The organism is Pseudomonas sp. JL3, assembly GCF_031570575.1.
Lineage (GTDB): Bacteria > Pseudomonadota > Gammaproteobacteria > Pseudomonadales > Pseudomonadaceae > Aquipseudomonas > Aquipseudomonas cucumis.
Genome location: NZ_JAKWJK010000012.1, coordinates 3,748 through 21,222 on the forward strand (window position 1 = coordinate 3,748; position 17,475 = coordinate 21,222).

The 17,475-nt window shown below is 57.6% G+C and carries 16 protein-coding genes, 1 tRNA gene and 1 rRNA gene; 9 read left to right on the forward strand and 9 right to left on the reverse strand.

Features of this window, described 5'->3' with window-relative positions:
- Positions 1 to 7 precede the first annotated feature (7 nt).
- Together MMG91_RS19455 and MMG91_RS19460 are read right to left on the reverse strand one after the other, a co-directional pair.
- Positions 8 to 84 (reverse strand) — tRNA-Ile (locus tag MMG91_RS19455).
- A gap of 124 nt (positions 85 to 208) precedes the next feature.
- A 16S ribosomal RNA gene (locus MMG91_RS19460) occupies positions 209 to 1,747 on the reverse strand.
- A gap of 532 nt (positions 1,748 to 2,279) precedes the next feature.
- Between MMG91_RS19460 and MMG91_RS19465 the strand changes: the two genes are divergently transcribed.
- Both MMG91_RS19465 and MMG91_RS19470 read left to right on the forward strand, forming a co-directional pair.
- Complete coding sequence (locus tag MMG91_RS19465) at positions 2,280 to 4,217, forward strand: alkaline phosphatase D family protein (protein WP_310660419.1); 1,938 nt, start codon at positions 2,280 to 2,282, stop codon at positions 4,215 to 4,217.
- Positions 4,218 to 4,233: 16 nt separating this feature from the next.
- Entirely contained in the window at positions 4,234 to 4,761 is a 528-nt protein-coding gene (locus MMG91_RS19470) for an adenylate kinase (RefSeq protein WP_310660420.1), read from the forward strand.
- Positions 4,762 to 4,825: 64 nt separating this feature from the next.
- Here the strand turns inward: MMG91_RS19470 and MMG91_RS19475 are convergent, their stop codons facing one another.
- On the reverse strand, positions 4,826 to 6,001 hold the full coding sequence (locus tag MMG91_RS19475; RefSeq protein ID WP_310660421.1) for an aspartate aminotransferase family protein: 1,176 nt from the start codon (positions 5,999 to 6,001) through the stop codon (positions 4,826 to 4,828).
- Positions 6,002 to 6,103: 102 nt separating this feature from the next.
- On the opposite strand from MMG91_RS19475, the gene MMG91_RS19480 reads away from it, so the two are divergent.
- From MMG91_RS19480 to MMG91_RS19490, 3 genes are all read left to right on the forward strand, one after another.
- Entirely contained in the window at positions 6,104 to 7,009 is a 906-nt protein-coding gene (locus MMG91_RS19480) for a LysR family transcriptional regulator (RefSeq protein WP_310660422.1), read from the forward strand.
- A gap of 76 nt (positions 7,010 to 7,085) precedes the next feature.
- Complete coding sequence (locus tag MMG91_RS19485; protein ID WP_310660423.1) at positions 7,086 to 8,099, forward strand: diguanylate cyclase domain-containing protein; 1,014 nt, start codon at positions 7,086 to 7,088, stop codon at positions 8,097 to 8,099.
- Positions 8,096 to 8,500 (forward strand): GNAT family N-acetyltransferase, encoded by a 405-nt coding sequence (locus tag MMG91_RS19490; protein ID WP_310660424.1) that lies wholly within the window; start codon positions 8,096 to 8,098, stop codon positions 8,498 to 8,500. Before MMG91_RS19485 ends, MMG91_RS19490 begins: the two co-directional genes overlap by 4 nt.
- A gap of 8 nt (positions 8,501 to 8,508) precedes the next feature.
- On the opposite strand, the gene msrA is transcribed toward MMG91_RS19490, so the two are convergent.
- The 3 genes from msrA to msrB are packed head-to-tail and all read right to left on the reverse strand — an operon-like array spanning position 8,509 to position 11,590.
- Positions 8,509 to 9,216, reverse strand: coding sequence for a peptide-methionine (S)-S-oxide reductase MsrA (gene msrA, locus MMG91_RS19495; RefSeq protein WP_310660425.1), 708 nt, complete (start codon positions 9,214 to 9,216; stop codon positions 8,509 to 8,511).
- Between the two features lie 27 nt (positions 9,217 to 9,243).
- On the reverse strand, positions 9,244 to 11,031 hold the full coding sequence (locus tag MMG91_RS19500; RefSeq protein WP_310660426.1) for a cytochrome c biogenesis protein DipZ: 1,788 nt from the start codon (positions 11,029 to 11,031) through the stop codon (positions 9,244 to 9,246).
- 43 nt (positions 11,032 to 11,074) lie between these two features.
- Positions 11,075 to 11,590 (reverse strand): peptide-methionine (R)-S-oxide reductase MsrB, encoded by a 516-nt coding sequence (msrB, locus tag MMG91_RS19505; protein ID WP_305448300.1) that lies wholly within the window; start codon positions 11,588 to 11,590, stop codon positions 11,075 to 11,077.
- Between the two features lie 153 nt (positions 11,591 to 11,743).
- Between msrB and MMG91_RS19510 the strand changes: the two genes are divergently transcribed.
- The 4 genes from MMG91_RS19510 to MMG91_RS19525 all read left to right on the forward strand — a co-directional run bounded on the left by MMG91_RS19510 (position 11,744) and on the right by MMG91_RS19525 (position 15,406).
- A complete protein-coding gene (locus MMG91_RS19510; protein ID WP_052966637.1) occupies positions 11,744 to 12,460 on the forward strand; it encodes a response regulator transcription factor in 717 nt (238 codons plus the stop codon).
- The gene (locus MMG91_RS19515) at positions 12,457 to 13,983 is read left to right on the forward strand and encodes a HAMP domain-containing sensor histidine kinase (protein ID WP_310660427.1); all 1,527 of its coding nucleotides are present in this window, start codon (positions 12,457 to 12,459) and stop codon (positions 13,981 to 13,983) included. Before MMG91_RS19510 ends, MMG91_RS19515 begins: the two co-directional genes overlap by 4 nt.
- A 66-nt stretch (positions 13,984 to 14,049) precedes the next feature.
- Complete coding sequence (locus MMG91_RS19520) at positions 14,050 to 14,565, forward strand: hypothetical protein (protein WP_310660428.1); 516 nt, start codon at positions 14,050 to 14,052, stop codon at positions 14,563 to 14,565.
- 136 nt (positions 14,566 to 14,701) lie between these two features.
- Positions 14,702 to 15,406, forward strand: a complete 705-nt coding sequence (locus MMG91_RS19525; protein WP_305423357.1) for a hypothetical protein — start codon at positions 14,702 to 14,704, stop codon at positions 15,404 to 15,406.
- 204 nt (positions 15,407 to 15,610) lie between these two features.
- On the opposite strand, the gene cyoE is transcribed toward MMG91_RS19525, so the two are convergent.
- From cyoE to MMG91_RS19540, 3 genes are read right to left on the reverse strand one after another with little or no spacing between them, the layout of a single operon-like run.
- The gene (gene cyoE, locus MMG91_RS19530; protein WP_310660429.1) at positions 15,611 to 16,498 is read right to left on the reverse strand and encodes a heme o synthase; all 888 of its coding nucleotides are present in this window, start codon (positions 16,496 to 16,498) and stop codon (positions 15,611 to 15,613) included.
- A gap of 11 nt (positions 16,499 to 16,509) precedes the next feature.
- A complete protein-coding gene (cyoD, locus tag MMG91_RS19535; RefSeq protein WP_052966641.1) occupies positions 16,510 to 16,845 on the reverse strand; it encodes a cytochrome o ubiquinol oxidase subunit IV in 336 nt (111 codons plus the stop codon).
- Positions 16,846 to 17,472, reverse strand: coding sequence for a cytochrome o ubiquinol oxidase subunit III (locus MMG91_RS19540; RefSeq protein WP_305448296.1), 627 nt, complete (start codon positions 17,470 to 17,472; stop codon positions 16,846 to 16,848).
- Between the last annotated feature and the right edge of the window lie 3 nt (positions 17,473 to 17,475).

Sequence of the window (17,475 nt, forward strand, 5' to 3'; positions counted from 1 at the left end):
ACAAAATTGGTGGGTCTGGGCAGATTCGAACTGCCGACCTCACCCTTATCAGGGGTGCGCTCTAACCAACTGAGCTACAGACCCAATTTCGAGCGCGTAACTGTTAGCGTTGAGCTATCAGCTTGGAGCTTAAAGCTGCTTCTTATCGTCTTCTTCAATGAATCAAGCAATTCGTGTGGGAACTTATGGAGCAGCTGATGTCGTCGATTAAGGAGGTGATCCAGCCGCAGGTTCCCCTACGGCTACCTTGTTACGACTTCACCCCAGTCATGAATCACACCGTGGTAACCGTCCTCCCGAAGGTTAGACTAGCTACTTCTGGTGCAACCCACTCCCATGGTGTGACGGGCGGTGTGTACAAGGCCCGGGAACGTATTCACCGCGACATTCTGATTCGCGATTACTAGCGATTCCGACTTCACGCAGTCGAGTTGCAGACTGCGATCCGGACTACGATCGGTTTTCTGGGATTAGCTCCACCTCGCGGCTTGGCAACCCTCTGTACCGACCATTGTAGCACGTGTGTAGCCCAGGCCGTAAGGGCCATGATGACTTGACGTCATCCCCACCTTCCTCCGGTTTGTCACCGGCAGTCTCCTTAGAGTGCCCACCATTACGTGCTGGTAACTAAGGACAAGGGTTGCGCTCGTTACGGGACTTAACCCAACATCTCACGACACGAGCTGACGACAGCCATGCAGCACCTGTCTCAATGTTCCCGAAGGCACCAATCCATCTCTGGAAAGTTCATTGGATGTCAAGGCCTGGTAAGGTTCTTCGCGTTGCTTCGAATTAAACCACATGCTCCACCGCTTGTGCGGGCCCCCGTCAATTCATTTGAGTTTTAACCTTGCGGCCGTACTCCCCAGGCGGTCAACTTAATGCGTTAGCTGCGCCACTAAGAGCTCAAGGCTCCCAACGGCTAGTTGACATCGTTTACGGCGTGGACTACCAGGGTATCTAATCCTGTTTGCTCCCCACGCTTTCGCACCTCAGTGTCAGTATCAGTCCAGGTGGTCGCCTTCGCCACTGGTGTTCCTTCCTATATCTACGCATTTCACCGCTACACAGGAAATTCCACCACCCTCTACCATACTCTAGCTTGTCAGTTTTGAATGCAGTTCCCAGGTTGAGCCCGGGGATTTCACATCCAACTTAACAAACCACCTCCGCGCGCTTTACGCCCAGTAATTCCGATTAACGCTTGCACCCTCTGTATTACCGCGGCTGCTGGCACAGAGTTAGCCGGTGCTTATTCTGTCGGTAACGTCAAAACAATTACGTATTAGGTAACTGCCCTTCCTCCCAACTTAAAGTGCTTTACAATCCGAAGACCTTCTTCACACACGCGGCATGGCTGGATCAGGCTTTCGCCCATTGTCCAATATTCCCCACTGCTGCCTCCCGTAGGAGTCTGGACCGTGTCTCAGTTCCAGTGTGACTGATCATCCTCTCAGACCAGTTACGGATCGTCGCCTTGGTGAGCCATTACCTCACCAACTAGCTAATCCGACCTAGGCTCATCTGATAGCGCAAGGCCCGAAGGTCCCCTGCTTTCTCCCGTAGGACGTATGCGGTATTAGCGTCCGTTTCCGAGCGTTATCCCCCACTACCAGGCAGATTCCTAGGCATTACTCACCCGTCCGCCGCTCGCCACCAGGTACAAGTACCCGTGCTGCCGCTCGACTTGCATGTGTTAGGCCTGCCGCCAGCGTTCAATCTGAGCCATGATCAAACTCTTCAGTTCAAACATCTTTGGGTTTTAAGAAACCCTAAACTTGGCTCAGCAATCGTTGGTTACATCTTTGATTTCTCGCGGAGTAACTTGTGATGCTGATAATCTTGTTGACTATCAGTCTGACTCCACAAGCACCCACACGAATTGCTTGATTCAGTTGTTAAAGAGCGGTTGGTTAAGATCTTTCGTCTCAACCGAGGCGCGCATTCTACAGCAGCCTCTGTTGCTGTCAAGCAGTAAAATCTTTGTTTTTCTTCATAAGATTCAACTACTTGCCCCGAAACAAACATCCAAGATGCTCGTTAGCGGGAGGCGAATAGTACAGCATTTAATTTCATGGTCAACCACCTGCTGCGATTAATTTTAACCCGGCTCCAGAGAGGGTGAAACCAGCATGCGTCCATCACAGCTCCTTTGGCAGATGTGTTGTGCGAAGCGATCTTCGTTGTGATTCAGGTATAAGCCATTGGCTATCAGACAGTCCTCGCCACCGTCTGCGCTATCATCGCCCGCCTCTCTGCACCAAGAGTCTTTAACCAGGATGTCCGCACCTTTGCCATTGCCCGCCGATCACTCTCCATTGCCACCGGTCCTCGTCGGTCCGCTATTACGGCGCCTGGAACCCACGCGACTGCTGCTGTGGCTGGTGGGCTCCCGTGCGCTGACGCTAACGCTGCGTCTGCAAGGAATCGACATCCGTCTCGATGCGGGGCAATGCACGATCATCCCGGTCGGTACGCATGCCTTCGTTCATTTGATTGATGTGCCACTGGATGCCGCCCTGCCCTGCGACACGTTGATCGAGTACGACCTGCTGATCATCGAAGCGGATGGCGCTCAGTCGGGCATCCTCGAATGGGCGCCTGATCTACTATATGGCGAAGCGCGTTGTCCGAATTTCGTGTTGCGCTCGCGGATTGATCAGTTGCTGCATGGCTCCTGTCGTAAACCCCACCATCCGGCGGCCGATGGTTTGTTGTGCGTCGATCGGTTGCTGGAGTCCGAGCCGGACGCTTGCAAGCGCCCCGCGCTATTAATAATGAGCGGTGATCAGGTTTATGCGGATGATGTCGCGGGGCCGATGTTGCGGGCAATTCATGCCTTGATCGAGCGTCTGGGGCTGTTCGACGAACACCTCGACGGTGCAGTGGTCAGCGATAGCGCCAAACTCTACGAACACCCGGCCAGTTACTACCATCGTGCGGATTTGTTACCGGCGCTTGAGAGCAACGAAACCCTGCGCGAACGATTTTTCGGTGGAGCGCGTAAGCCGATTTTTACCAGTAGCAGCGCCGACAACCATTTGGTGACCTTTGCCGAGGTCATGGCCATGTACCTATTAGTATGGTCACCAACGTCCTGGACACTGATCGCGCCGCAACCACCGGCACTGACGCCCGAACGACGCAAGCGTTATGCCCTGGAGCAGACGCGCATCGATGAGTTCAAGAAAGGACTGGGTGGTGTTGGACGAGCGATGGCGCACCTGCCGTGCCTGATGATTTTCGACGACCACGATATTACCGATGACTGGAATCTTTCCGCGCAATGGGAGGAAACGGCCTACGGCCATCCGTTCTCCAAGCGCATCATCGGCAACGCGCTGCTCGCTTATATGCTGTGCCAAGGCTGGGGCAACAACCCGGACGCGTTTGGCGGCATGCTGGAAAAAACCCGACTATTGAGTGCCCCTGGGCAAGACCATTACCTCGACACCGACGTCCAGGATAGCTTGATCGATGAGCTGCTGAGCTTTCAGAAGTGGCATTACGTGCTGCCCACCCGCCCTGCGCTGGTGGTGCTCGACACCCGCACTCGTCGCTGGCGCAGCGAGATGACGCTCAAGCAACCGTCCGGTCTGCTGGACTGGGAAGCGCTCAGCGAGCTGCAACAGGAATTGCTCGATCATCCCTCGGCGATCATCGTTTCGCCGGCGCCGATTTTCGGCGTCAAACTGATCGAATCCGTGCAACGGATGTTTAGCTGGTGCGGTTATCCACTGTTGGTGGATGCCGAAAACTGGATGGCCCATCGCGGCGCGGCCCAAGTGATCCTGAACATTTTCCGACACTCCCGCACGCCCGGTAACTACGTGGTGCTGTCCGGCGATGTGCATTATTCCTTCGTCTACGAAGTATTGATCCGACACCGAAAGGCCGGCCCACGAATCTGGCAGATCACCAGCAGCGGCATCAAAAACGAATTCCCGTCCGCCCTGCTCGAATGGTTCGACCGCCTCAACCGCTGGCTCTACTCGCCCCGCTCGCCCCTCAACTGGCTGACCAAGCGTCGACGCATGCGCATTGTTCCGCACATTCCCGAGCACGCCGAAGCGGGTGAACGGCTGTGGAACTCGGCAGGGATCGGCCAAGTGTTCTTCAATGAAAAGGGCCAGCCGCAGGATATTTATCAATTCAATGCGGATGGATCACCGAAGACGCGGATGATTGCGCCTGAAAGTTCCGAAATGGTTGACTGACTTCGCCCGAGTTGCCATGAGCACACATCACCCGCCCACCCTGAACCTCACCCGAACCCTGATCATCGGCAATTCCGGCTCGGGCAAGAGTTGGCTGGCCAAACGACTGGCCGAGCAACTGCAAGTACCCTGGATCGATCTCGACCTGATTCACTGGATATCCGATGAACACAGCATCCCTCGCCCCCGCGCCGAAGCGCTGGGAATGGCGCGGGTGGCAGCCAGTGAACAATGCTGGGTTATCGAGGGCGTTTACGGCTGGATGGTCAGTGAACTTGTGGAACAGGCAACATTGCTGATCTGGCTGTGTCTGGAGGATGAAGATTGCGTCAATAATATTCGCCTGCGAGAGTCGAAGCGGGACGACAACGACGAATTGCTGATCGCGTTACTGGAATGGGCCGGCCGCTACCGTACTCGTGAAGGGTCCAGTGGATTTGTCGCGCATCAGCGTTTGTTCGAAGGGTTTGACGGTTCGAAACTTCAACTGATGGACCGGGCTGAAGTCACGGCTTTCGTCAGTACGATGGAACAAACCGACTGATCGCTCCTGATTCCACTGACGCTGGCACCGATTCTGTAGGGTAAATGCGTACATCCAATAGAAATCAGGCTGCGCTCACCGCCCGACACACCCCTCTGACAATCATCTCCACTTCCCGCTCATCAATCGTCAACGGTGGCAGCAGGCGAATGGTCTTGCCCCGTGTCACGTTGATCAGCAAGCCGTGATCGCGGGCTGCAATCAGGGTCAGGTCGCGGATCGGTTGTTTGAGTTCGATGCCGATCATTAAACCCTGACCGCGAATCGCCAGGATGTTGGGGTCGTCGGCCAATTCAATGCGCAATCTGGCGAGCAAACGTTCTCCCTGCAGTTTGGCGTTCTCCAGCAGGCCCTGTTCCTCAATGATCTCCAGCACGGTGCACCCCACGCGGCATGCCAGCGGGTTTCCGCCGAACGTGCTGCCGTGGCTGCCGGGGGTGAACAGGTCAGCTGCTTTGCCCCGGGCCAGACAGGCACCAATAGGGATGCCGTTACCGAGGCCTTTGGCCAAGGTCATGACGTCCGGGATGATGCCTTCGTGCTGGAACGCAAACCACTGGCCGGTACGGCCGATGCCAGTCTGGATCTCGTCGAGCATCAGCAGCCAGGCGCGCCGGTTGCACAGTTCGCGCACCGCTTTGAGATATCCGGGCGGCGCCACTTGCACACCGCTTTCGCCCTGAATCGGTTCCATCAGAATCGCCACGATGCGCGGGCCGTGGGCTTGTTGCACCGCCTCCAGCGCCGCGAGGTCGCCGAACGGCACTTTAATGAAATTCCCCGGCAATTCGTTAAACCCCAACCTCACCGCCGGCCCATCACTGGCGGACAAGGTGCCAAGAGTACGACCGTGAAAGGCGTTCTCCATGACCACCACCAGCGGCTGCTCGATGCCTTTGTGCCAGCCGTACAGCCGCGCGAGTTTCAGCGCGGTTTCGTTGGCTTCGGCGCCAGAGTTGTTGAAGAACGCACGCTCCATGCCGGAAAGCCGAGCCAGTTTATGCGCCAACCGCTGTTGCCAATCGATGCTGTACAGGTTGGATGTGTGCAATAGCAGCCCGGCCTGCTCGCTGATGGCCGCCACAATTCGCGGATGGGAATGGCCGACGTTGGTCACCGCCACGCCCGCCACCGCGTCCAGATATTCACGACCGGCCTGATCCCACAAGCGCGTACCCAGGCCTTTGCTGAAACTCAGGGCCAAGGGTTGGTAGGTGCTCATCAGGCAGGCGGCGGTCATGACATCAAACTCCATTAATAGTCGGGGTTTTTGCAGTATGGTTAGCCACCTGAGCTGGATAAATACTGCAACACTTCAATCATTTTAAAGCCGAGCTTGATAATGGATTTGTTCCAGGCAATGACCGTTTACGTAAGGGTGGTGGAAGCCGGCAGCATGACCGCCGCCGCTTTGCAGTGCGAAATGTCCACGACCATGGTCGGCAATCATCTTCGAGCCCTGGAGCAACGTCTGGGTGTGCGCCTGCTCAACCGTACGACACGACGCCAGAGGCTGACGGAGTTCGGCACGGCGTACTATCAACGTTGTCTCGAGGTATTGGGGTTGGTGGCCGATTCCGAACGCCTGGCCGAACAGACCCTCGACGAGCCGAGCGGGACTCTGCGCATCACCGCACCGCTGACCTTTGGCACCGAACGGCTGGCGCCGGCCTTGAGCGAATTCGCCCTGCGCTGTCCGCAGGTCAAACTCGACGTCGTCTTGACCAACCAGCGCCTGGATCTGCTCGACAACGGTTTCGACGTGGCGATTCGCTTGGGCACTACCGAGCTGCCCAACATGATCGCCCGCCCGCTCATCGACTACACGATGACCCTGTGCGCATCGAAGGACTATCTGGCGCGTCGAGGCACTCCGCAGAAACCCACCGACCTGCAACACCATGACTGCCTGGCCTTTGCCTACCCGGCCGGAGATGACTGGCACTCGGTAGCAAAACAATGGCGCCTGAGGGGGCCCGAAGGCGAGGTCATGGTGGCGGTCAGTGGACCAATGCTGATCAACAGCTCGGCAGGGCTGCATCAAGCGGCGCGAACCGGTATGGGTATAGTGATGGTGCCCGATGCATTGGTGGAGCAGGACCTTCAGGATGGAAAACTGGTGGCCTTGATGCAGGACTACCAATTGCCGAGTCGGCCAATGAACCTGGTGTACGCCCAGGACCGCTACCGTTTGCCGAAATTGCGCAGCTTCGTCGACTTTGCACTGCAGTGGTGGGGCAAACACTAGCCGGGGCAATACGCCATGAACTAATCTCCGCGACTGACGAGTCACGTTGATATCAGGGACGACAGGGAGACCAGTGATGGGTGAGGCATCGAATATCGAGCCATTGAAGTTCAATCTGTCAGATTTTAACGAAGACATGCTGCACACCATTCTGGAACTGGTCAGCGATGGCATCTGGGACTGGAACGCCAACACCGGGTTCGTCTACCGCAACCCCGGGTGGTACGAGATGCTCGGCTATACGCCTCACTCCCTGGATAACAACGTACTGACCTGGGAAAACGTGATCCACCCCGACGATTATTCACAGGTCATGGCGCTGTTTGATGACTACCTGAATCAGCGCGCACCTGGTTATCAAGCCGAGTATCGCTGCCGCATGCGCGATGGGACTTACACCTGGATCGAAGATCGTGGCTACGTGCTGGCACGTAATGCCGATGGCTCGGTGGCGCGAATGATCGGCGCGCACCGCAGCATCGAAGACAAGAAACGCCTGTTCGAAGAACTGGAGCGACGTAATCAATCCCTGGAAGCCATCGTCGAAGAACGCACTCGGGAGTTGTCCCGGGTCAATCAGCAGTTACAAATTCAACTCGAAGAAAACCGCAAACTGGCAGAAACCGATGTGCTGACCGGCATCGCCAATCGCTATCGACTGGAAAAAACCCTACCCAAGGAATGCGACCGCGCCCAACGCTTTCGCCAGCCTCTTTCGCTGATCGCCATGGACCTTGATGACTTCAAAAACATCAACGATCACTACGGCCACGCCTTGGGAGATGCAGCGTTGGTGCAAGCAATCGAGTGTGTGAAGCACTGCGTGCGCGAAGGCGATCTGTTGGCGCGTTGGGGCGGTGACGAATTCATCCTGATCCTGCCCAATACTTTGTTGGCCGACGCCAGGGCACTCGCAGAAAGAATCCGTCATGGCCTGTCGAGCCTGCTGCCGGTCGGGGACTATCAAGTCACTATGAGTTTTGGCGTGGTGCAACGTTTTGAAGAAGAACAACAAACCGGTTTGCTGGCCAGGGCCGATCAGGCGTTGTATCGGTCCAAGATCGCAGGCAAGAATGTGATTTCGGGATGAGTACGCCCGTGCTTATCCGTGATGTGCGGCCCTCCGACGTGGAATCCGTGCGACTTTTTCTTGGCGAGAATGGCTGGGCTCACCGCACTGGCTCAGCTGAGCATTTCGCGCAGTTGATCGCTAATTCCCAACGTACAGCGCTTGCGATAAAGGATTCCCACATCGTCGGGTTTGCCCGAGGTATCACCGACGGGTTGTCCAACGGTTATCTGTCGATGGTTGTCGTGTGCGAGCAAACTCGACGTGAAGGCGTCGGTCGCGCGCTGGTTGAGCATGTCATGGGCGACAACACCGCCATTACCTGGGTTCTGCGAGCAGGCCGTGAAGGTGCTTCGGATTTCTTTTCAAAGCTGGGCTTTGAAACGTCGACCATTGCGATGGAACGCTCACGCTTGAAGTAGCCAATGCACTATTGGCCAGCCTTCACCAACACCGGCTTCTCCTGATACCGATCCGGATACAACTGCTTCAACTGCGCCACTTTCGGCAGGTCATTGATCACGATGTAGGGGTACGTCGGGTGCTCGGTCAGGAAGTCCTGATGTTCCTCCTCTGCCGGATAGAAGCCGTTGTAGGTTTCCAGCTTGGTCACGATGGGTTTGTTGAACAAATGGGCGGCGTCGAGTTGCGCGATGTAGGCCTGGGCGACACGTTGCTGTTCAGCGCTTTTCAGGAAAAGCGCTGATCGATACTGAGGGCCGCGGTCCGGCCCCTGGCGGTTAAGTTCGGTGGGGTTGTGGGCCACCGAGAAATAGATCTGCAACAGGCTGCCATAACTGACTTGAGCGGGATCGTAGGTGACTTCGACAGCCTCCGCATGACCGGTATCGCCGTTGCTGACCCGCTCGTATTGAGCGGTGTCAGCGGTGCCGCCCGCGTAGCCGGAAACGGCATTCTTCACCCCTTTGACGTGTTGAAATACCCCTTGGACGCCCCAGAAGCAACCGCCCGCAAAAATTGCCGTTTCGCTGCGTGCTTGAGTGTTCTCGTCGAGCGTGGGTGGCGGAATGATGACCGCCTCTTCGGTGCCTCCGAAAGAGAACGCTGCGCACTGACCGATAACACCGGCGGCGGCCAATCCCAGCAGGGTGCGACGCCAGTTATATAGGGTTTTCATGGCTTGTCTCCTGAGTGAATGGGGCTATCAACCAAACGTAAATGCATACGCCGACACACCGGGATCGAGAAACTCAATGCTGAATGTCCGGTCCTTTACGCCTGCGGTTTGGCGTACCAATTGATACAACCGCTGTTCGATAACGCTGCCGCTGCCATCGGGCGCCACGTCGACACCATGGGCATCACCTGGGGGCTTGCCGTCAATCAACACTTTGAAACGCACCGGTTTGCCATCAGCACCGGGGCCCAATACCAGATGCAAGTCGCGAGCATGGAAGCGGTAGACGATACGACTGGCCGGGGCGTTTGAAACGGCCCGCTCCGGACCGACAGTCCATTGGCCATCCAGGCTCCAGTTATTGAGGGCCAGTTGTGACGGTGGGCTATAGGCCGTCACCTTGTCTGGCGCCAGATCAATATCAGCAACGAAATGCTCCGCCCGTCGGTAGCCGACATAGGTTTCCGGCGATCGCACTTCATTCATGTTCGGGGCGAGCTGGACACCCTCGGCACGAGCATTGATCAGCCCGTCCGCGACTTTCGCGGCGCCCGTCTCACGCAACAGTTGCTGAATCACTCGCTCCGATTCGGCATATTTGCCTTCGCCAAAGTGGTGATAACGAATGCGCCCCTGAGCATCGGCAAAATAGTGTGCTGGCCAGTATTGGTTGTTGAAAGCACGCCAGACCTTGTAGTCGTTATCGATTGCCACCGGATAAGTGATACCCAGGTCTTTCATGGCTTTGGTGACGTTGCCTACATCTCGTTCGAAGGCAAACTCGGGCGTATGGACGCCGATCACCACCAAGCCCTGATCACGATACTTCTCGGCCCAGGCTTTCACATACGGCAGGGTGCGCAGGCAGTTGATGCAGGAGTAAGTCCAGAAATCCACCAGCACAACCTTGCCCTTCAAGGCCTGGGCGGTGAGAGGGGGTGAATTGAGCCATTGCACAGCGCCGCCCAGCGATGGAAGGTTGCCTTCAATCGGCAGTTCACCCGGTATCTTGGCGGTCATTTTCATGCTGCCGACGGGTTGATCCCCGTCCCGTGGAATCTGCGACATCATCGCCCCACTGTCGGTGGGCAACTTACCGGCCAATCGGTTTACCAGCGCCTGCTCGATATCGCCGGTGGATGCCGTCGAGACCCGCGCCAGAATCCCGGTATCCAGCCCCAAGGCGATCGCCACTACACCGGCCAGCATCGCCCCCCCCAAGCCTCGACGCAGCCACTCGCCGGCGCCTATCGAGCGCTTCATCGCGGCGAAGACTTTACCGCCCAGCAGCAGTGCCGCGGCGAGAGAGGTAGCCGCACCGGCCGCGTAAGCCAGTAGCAACAGTGTGGTGGCGATGTTTGCTCCTTGCAGCGCCGCGCCAGTCAGTAGCAGGCCCAGAATCGGCCCGGCGCAGGGCGCCCAGAGCAGGCCCGTGGCGACACCGATCAGCAACGAAGCGCCGGGACGCGGCCGGGTATCGGCAGCCGCGGCTTCCGACAGCCGACCGCCGGCCGCCACCAGTGGACGCGTCAAGCGCTCGGCCAACCGGGGCAGCAACAGCGTCAGCCCGAACAGTGCAACGAACAGCAACGCGAGCCAGCGACCGTACTGATTGACTTGCACCACCCAACCGCCGCCCACCGCCGCCAACGAGGCGACGAGCGCGAAGGTCAGGGCCATCCCCGCCAGCAGCGGCAAGCCACTCTTCATAAACGGCTGCCCGGTGCGAGCGAAGACAAAGGGCAATACCGGGAGAATGCACGGGCTGATGATCGTCAGCACACCACCGAGATAAGCGAGGACCAGAAGCCACATAATGTCGACCTGCGCGAAGTGAGTGAAAGGAAGTGCCCATGGATTACGCCTGTGGCTTGAAAGTCAGCGCCAGGCCATTCATGCAGTAGCGCAGACCGGTTGGCTTTGGCCCGTCGTCGAAAACATGACCCAAGTGACCGCCGCAACGACGGCAGTGGACCTCTTCGCGCAGCACGCCGAAGGAGCGGTCCTGACGGGTGGCGACCGCGTTGTCCAGTGGTGCCCAGAAGCTCGGCCATCCAGTGCGGCTCTCGAACTTGGTGTCGGAAGAAAACAACGGTAAATCACAACCGGCGCAGGCAAAAACGCCCTTGCGGTGCTCGTTGTTCAGCGGGCTGCTGTAAGCCCGTTCAGTGCCCTCTTCGCGCAAGATCTCGTACTGCTCGGCGCTGAGCATGGCGCGCCATTCGCTGTCGCTGTGGGTCACCTCGAAAACCTCAGCCGCGCGGGCCTCATCGATCAGCGCGACGCTTGCGGAAAATTTTGGCAATACACCGATCACCAGGGCTGCAGCCCCCAGCCCGCCGCTCGCTACAAGAAACTGTCGCCGTGAAAACATGGGCCTTCTCCAAAATTCCAGATGTCTTGCATGGAACACAGCCTAGGCTTGAGTTGATCGCCAAATCCTCACGAGGAGTTAAACAATTCGTGATAACTCAGCCTCAGGAAAACCCGCACAATGTGTTCATTGCGTCACAAAGGATTGAGCTCCATGGAACAGACCAAGCGCGTCCTAGTGGTCGAGGACGACCTGCACATCGCCGACCTTATCTGCCTGCATCTTCGCGATGAGCAGTTCGAGGTGGTGCACTGCGCCGACGGCGATGAGGGCATGCGACTGCTGCAGCAAGGAAGCTGGGATGCACTGATTCTCGACCTGATGCTGCCCGGCGTCGACGGCCTGGAAATCTGCCGCCGCGCCCGGGCCATGGCCCGCTATACACCGATCATCATCACCAGTGCGCGCTCCAGCGAAGTCCATCGGATTCTGGGGCTGGAGCTCGGTGCCGACGATTACCTGGCAAAACCCTTTTCCATGCTAGAGCTGGTGGCCCGGGTCAAGGCATTGCTGCGACGGGTCGACGCCATGGCCCGCAACCTGAAAATGGACGCTGGCAGCCTGATCAGCGATGGCCTGTCCATCGACCCGATCACCCGCGAAGTATCCCTCGATGGCCGTCGCCTTGACCTTACGCCGCGGGAGTTCGACCTGCTGTACTTCTTTGTCCGCCAGCCCGGCAAGGTCTTCTCGCGCATGGACCTGCTCAACGCGGTGTGGGGCTATAGCCATGAAGGCTACGAGCACACGGTGAATACCCACATCAACCGCCTGCGGGCCAAGATCGAGGCCGATCCGGCGCAACCGGCGCGCATCCTCACCGTGTGGGGTCGTGGTTACAAATTCGCGACGAGCGGAGAGCAGCCATGAGATTGACCCTGACCCAACGCCTGTCTCTGGTGTTCGCCGTGCTGTTGCTGGTGTGCAGCGGCACCTCGGTATGGATGCAGGTTCGCTCCAACCAGATGCATGAACTGGAAGTGGTGCAAGGCTTGTCGCGGGATCTGGCGCAACACATCGCCCACGACACTGTACTGATGGACCGCAATGGCCCGATGCCCAATGCCGTGCGTGAACTGTTCAGCCAGCTGATGCTGGTCAATCCCAGTGTCGAGGTCTATCTGCTCGACACCGGCGGCCGAATTGTCGGCAGCGCCGCGCCCGAGGGCCGGATACGCCGGGAGCAGGTCGATCTGGCGCCGATCCAGCGTTTGCTCAAAGGCGAGGCATTGCCGATTCTCGGCGACGATCCGCGCAGCGTCGATGGCAGCAAGGTGTTCAGCGCCGCGCCATTGCGGGTCAACGGTCAATCGGCCGGTTATCTCTATGTAGTATTGCTCAGCGAGGAGCACGACCGCTTTGCCGAACGCGGCGCCACCAGCGCGGCGCTCAATACCGCGTTGTTATCAATCGGGTTGGTGGCGTTGCTGTGCCTGATTGCCGGCCTCACGGCATTTGCCCTGATCACCCGGCCATTGCGCCGCTTGACCGAGAAAGTCAGTCAGTTCGATATCAATGGCGTTCCGTCGGCGCCGCCCGCCTCGCCCGAGCCAGAGCCGGTAAAACAAACCGCCAGCCACGATGAAATTGCCGTACTCGACGCCGCCTTCCGACAGATGCAAGCGCGTCTCGGTGAACAATGGAACTCGCTGACCCGCCAGGATCAGGAGCGTCGCGAACTGGTGGCGAACATTTCCCACGACCTGCGCACACCACTGGCCTCGCTGCATGGTTACCTTGAAACCCTGTCGCTCAAGGACGCCACGTTGTCTCCTGCCGACCGCCGCCGTTATCTGGGGATCGCCCTGGATCAAAGCCGCAAGGTCGGTGGCTTGGCGCAATCACTGCTGGAATTGGTGCGGCTGGAACACGGTTTCGTGCAACCAGTGCTGGAGCGCTTCTCCCTGACCGATCTGGTGCAGGACATCATTCAGAAATTCGAACTCAGCGCCGAAGCACGCCAGATCGAGCTCAAGGCCACGTTCGCCCCCAACGTCGCGGTGGCCTGCGCCGATCTGGGGCTGATCGAACGGGTGCTGACCAATCTGTTCGACAACGCCCTGCGTCACACCCCCCAAGGCGGAGAAATCGAACTCAGCCTCCGTCCTCAGGGGGCTTTTATTGAAGTGACCGTCAGCGACACCGGCCCCGGCATCGCCCCTGAGTTGCGCGAAGGTCTGTTCCTGCGTCCGTTCAACATTGGCGGCGCACGACGCGATGGCGGCCTGGGGCTGCGGATCGTTCATCGGATCCTGCAATTGCACGGTCGCGAAATTGAGCTGATCGACGTGCCCGGGCGCGGCGCGACTTTTCGCTTCTCCTTGCCAGTGGATGAGCAAACGGCGGAGCAGTGGATGACTCGTTCGATGAATATGAATTCGATGGGGAAATAGTCGGTAGCCTCTGCCATGGCAGCAGCTATTATCCGGACTCTTCATTCCCGGCACGGATGCTACGTAATGCTCAACACCCTGCAAAACACACCGCTGTGGGTTTATGTGATCTTTCTGCTGCTCTGTTACTACGGCGTCAAAGCCTTTTCCCCCACCCATGAAAGCAAAACGTCGTTGCTTGTCACTCCACCGCTTTGGCTCGGTTGGTCGTTGTGTTCACTGAACCTGACGCTGAGCCCTGAAATATCGATTGGCTGCTGGTTGGCCGCTGTCACTCTCGGCAGCCTCACGGCACTGGTTGTATTTGCGCGCAAGGGTATTGAGCTGGATGATCCGGAAACCGGGCTGATAGTACCGGGCACGGTTAAAACCCTGGTGTTCTACCTGCTGTTTTTTGCCGTGAACTGTTACTTCGGCTATCAGGATGAGGTGTATCCGGAGTTCGCCGTCACAGTTGAGATGGTGCTGCTCAAGGCTTCGGCGACGGGGTTTGTCTGCGGATTGATCAGCGGGCGGGCGGTGAAATTTTATCGGGTGCTACTGACACTCCAGGCAAAACGCCCACAAATGTCAGCCGGCTAAAAGCTCTCTCACCAAAAATACTGACCAGCCACCGGTTCATCCGTGACAACGCAGCCTCGGTCCAATAGATTAGGCGGCCTGAAAAGGCCCCGTGCTTTCTCGCCTCAATCCAAGTTAAAGAAGTAGTGAAATTTCAATGTCCGATTCCAATACCGCTGAATCCGTAGTCACCTTGTCGTCCAAAGCGGAATACGAAAACTCCATCAATCTTTCACAGCATGTGCCTCAGGCCAAGACCATCAGCGAGATGGTTCTGGACGCTTTTCAATCCACCCGGGAAAGCGACCAGATCCGCGAACTGCGCGCCGCGATTCGCCAGGCTCATGACAGCTTCGACGACGACAAAGCCTACGAATTGATGGGCGAACTCAAGCAACTGAAAGACGCCGAAGCGGCCGACATTGCTGCCCTGGAAGACTTGAGCAGTAAATTCCCGATCAGCCGCATTCTGTCCAGCTTCAAGGACGACCCGGCGTTTCAGGAAATCGTCTATGGCCTGGCGCTGAAGGTACTGAACCAGACTCACCAGGCCATCAGCAACCCGAGCAGCGGCAAGAGCAAAGCGGCTCGCGCCAAGAAAGAAGTCGAAGTGTTCACCATCAGCAAGGACGGCATCAGCGTCACCCTGCCCCTGCGCACCCCGCGCTCGCGCCTGAACGTTGACCGTGAAGCGCTGGAATTCCTGGGCTTCACTTTCGTCGGCGAAGGCGATGAAGCCGAGCTGGAAAGCGAAACGTTCCTGGACAATGCCGGGGCCGAACAAGCGGTCAACCGCAAGAACATCATCACTGCGCTTCAACAGCAAACCGCGTTCGACGGCTACAGCATCGCCGCGCAGTAACGCTAAACGCTGCACATAAAAATCCCCGCCATCAGTGCGGGGATTTTTATTGCCTGTTCGCTTATTAACTTTTTCCTGATACACCGCGGCGCATCCATCGCGAGCCTGCTCGCGATAGGAATGACACGGTCCGTCAAATAGAACCCAATAAAAAGCCCCGCTCTTCTCTCGAAGGGCGGGGCTTTTCTTTACAGCATTCGAAGCTTAAGGCGCGTAAGTCAGCAACAGCTCACTCGGCACTTTAAAATCCAGCGACATCATCACGCTCAACGCAGTAATGGTGAAGATCGAGAACACGAACAGCTTGCGTGCCCAGATCGTGTCATCCACTGCCTTGTAACCGGTCCAGGCCATGTACAACCAGTACATGCCCATGGCCGCGGCGACGGCGAGGTAGCTCATGCCGGCGTAGCCGCTGAAGGTCAGCATCAAGGTCGCTATGAGGAACGCCAGGATGTAGAGCAGGATGTGCTTCTTGGCCACTTGAATCCCGCGCTTCACCGGCAACACCGGAATCGATGCAGCCAGGTAATCGTTGAAGCGGAAGATCGCGATGGCGTAGGAATGCGGCATCTGCCACAGGCTGAACATCACCAGCAGCGTCAGTGCGGCCATGTCGAAGCTGTTCGTCACAGCCACGTAGCCAATCACCGGCGGCATCGCCCCCGACAGGCTGCCCACCAGCGTGCCGTGAACCGACTTGCGCTTGAGGTACAGGCTGTAGAAACCGACGTAGATGACAAAACCGATTACCGCGAACAGCGCGGCCAACGGGTTGGCCACCTTGTACAACAGTGCAACGCCGAAAACACCAAGGATGGTCGCAAAAACCAGGGCCAGCTTCAGGGAGATCAAGCCCTGGACCAGCACCCGGTTCTTGGTGCGCTCCATCTTCAGGTCGATGTCGCGGTCGATGCAGTTGTTGAACACGCAACCGGAGGCCACCACCAGGGACGTGCCGATCATCGCAGCCAGGAAGATGGCCAGATCGACATGCCCTTTGGAGGCCAGGAAAAATCCGCCTGCCACTGAAAGCACGTTACCGAAAATGATCCCCGGTTTGGTGATTTGGATAAAGTGCTTCAAGGACATCCGGACTTACCTCAGTGCGCCATCATGTTGGTGTGGATGCTGAACATGATCCACAGCGACAGGCCTACCAACAGGACGATTACGATCGCAGCGAAAACAAACGCAATGACGTTGTTACGCTGCGCCGCCGAACGGTCCAGGTGGAGGAAGTACACCAGGTGCACCAGCACCTGGATGACTGCGAAGGCCAGTACGATCCACAGGGTCAGGGCTTTCGGCAGCGACGGGTACATCACCAGGCCGAAAGGAATGACGGTCAGGATCACCGACAGGATGAAGCCGATGGCGTAGGACTTTACGCTGCCGTGGTTGGCTTCGTGGCCATCGTGGGAATGAGCGTTAGCCATTTACATAGTCCCCATCAGATAAACAACCGTGAATACGCAGATCCACACAACGTCCAGGAAGTGCCAGAACAGGCTCAGGCAGCTCAGACGGGTCTTGTTGGTCGCCGTCAGGCCGTTTTTCTGCACCTGGTACATCATGATCGCCATCCAGATCAGACCGCTGGTCACGTGCAGACCGTGGGTGCCGACCAGGGTGAAGAACCCGGACAGGAAGCCGCTGCGGCTAGGGCCGAAGCCTTCGGAGATCAGTACGTGGAACTCGTTGATCTCCATGCCGATGAAGCCGGCACCGAACAGGAAGGTCATGCCCAGCCAGCCCAGCACCTGGTTCTTCTTGCCCTTGAACAACGCCAGCATGGCGAAGCCATAGGTGATCGAACTGAACAGCAGCAGAGCGGTTTCGCCCAGTACGTATGGCAGTTCGAAGATATCGTGGCCCGACGGGCCACCCGCTACGTTGTTAACCAGGACCGCGTACGCCGCGAAGATCGACGCAAACAGGATGCAGTCGGTCATCAGGTAGAGCCAGAAACCGAATACGGTCATCTCGCCCGAGTCGTGGTGATGGTCATCGTGCCCATGTCCATCGACATGGGTGTGTCCAGCATTGGTCACTAAGTTCGACATGGT

What these genes read in the sequence shown, in the direction of transcription:
- MMG91_RS19475 (WP_310660421.1), bottom strand. Translation starts at nt 6,001, where the DNA reads ATGACCGCCGCCTGCCTGATGAGCACCTACCAACCCTTGGCCCTGAGT.
- MMG91_RS19485 (WP_310660423.1), top strand. Translation starts at nt 7,086, where the DNA reads ATGGGTGAGGCATCGAATATCGAGCCATTGAAGTTCAATCTGTCAGAT.
- msrB (WP_305448300.1), bottom strand. Translation starts at nt 11,590, where the DNA reads ATGTTTTCACGGCGACAGTTTCTTGTAGCGAGCGGCGGGCTGGGGGCT.
- MMG91_RS19525 (WP_305423357.1), top strand. Translation starts at nt 14,702, where the DNA reads ATGTCCGATTCCAATACCGCTGAATCCGTAGTCACCTTGTCGTCCAAA.
- MMG91_RS19470 (WP_310660420.1), top strand. Translation starts at nt 4,234, where the DNA reads ATGAGCACACATCACCCGCCCACCCTGAACCTCACCCGAACCCTGATC.
- cyoE (WP_310660429.1), bottom strand. Translation starts at nt 16,498, where the DNA reads ATGTCCTTGAAGCACTTTATCCAAATCACCAAACCGGGGATCATTTTC.
- MMG91_RS19480 (WP_310660422.1), top strand. Translation starts at nt 6,104, where the DNA reads ATGGATTTGTTCCAGGCAATGACCGTTTACGTAAGGGTGGTGGAAGCC.
- MMG91_RS19510 (WP_052966637.1), top strand. Translation starts at nt 11,744, where the DNA reads ATGGAACAGACCAAGCGCGTCCTAGTGGTCGAGGACGACCTGCACATC.
- MMG91_RS19540 (WP_305448296.1), bottom strand. Translation starts at nt 17,472, where the DNA reads ATGTCGAACTTAGTGACCAATGCTGGACACACCCATGTCGATGGACAT.
- MMG91_RS19500 (WP_310660426.1), bottom strand. Translation starts at nt 11,031, where the DNA reads ATGTGGCTTCTGGTCCTCGCTTATCTCGGTGGTGTGCTGACGATCATC.
- MMG91_RS19465 (WP_310660419.1), top strand. Translation starts at nt 2,280, where the DNA reads ATGTCCGCACCTTTGCCATTGCCCGCCGATCACTCTCCATTGCCACCG.
- msrA (WP_310660425.1), bottom strand. Translation starts at nt 9,216, where the DNA reads ATGAAAACCCTATATAACTGGCGTCGCACCCTGCTGGGATTGGCCGCC.
- cyoD (WP_052966641.1), bottom strand. Translation starts at nt 16,845, where the DNA reads ATGGCTAACGCTCATTCCCACGATGGCCACGAAGCCAACCACGGCAGC.
- MMG91_RS19520 (WP_310660428.1), top strand. Translation starts at nt 14,050, where the DNA reads ATGCTCAACACCCTGCAAAACACACCGCTGTGGGTTTATGTGATCTTT.
- MMG91_RS19515 (WP_310660427.1), top strand. Translation starts at nt 12,457, where the DNA reads ATGAGATTGACCCTGACCCAACGCCTGTCTCTGGTGTTCGCCGTGCTG.
- MMG91_RS19490 (WP_310660424.1), top strand. Translation starts at nt 8,096, where the DNA reads ATGAGTACGCCCGTGCTTATCCGTGATGTGCGGCCCTCCGACGTGGAA.